The sequence below is a fragment of the Pseudomonas sp. PME37.24/025 genome (assembly GCF_055556615.1).
In genome coordinates, this window is record NZ_JBVHNK010000502.1 from 1 (window position 1) to 232 (window position 232).

A 232-nucleotide genomic window follows, 5' to 3' on the forward strand; every position below is an offset into this window, starting at 1 on the left:
TTGGATTTCTTCATGCGCGTTTCGATGAAACGCTCGTAGTGGCCCAGGTCGAGGTCGGTTTCGGCGCCGTCGTCGGTGACGAACACCTCGCCGTGCTGGAACGGGGACATGGTGCCCGGGTCCACGTTGATGTACGGGTCGAGCTTGATGAGGGTGACTTTGAGGCCCCGCGATTCGAGGATCGCGGCAAGGGAGGCTGAGGCGATTCCCTTGCCCAGGGAAGACACCACAC

1 pseudogene is annotated in these 232 nt (G+C 61.6%); it reads right to left on the reverse strand.

The window, feature by feature from the left end:
• Nucleotides 1-230: pseudogene (gene pyrG / locus ACZ3HH_RS31235) on the reverse strand (CTP synthetase); the annotation flags it as partial.
• Nucleotides 231-232 lie beyond the last annotated feature (2 nt).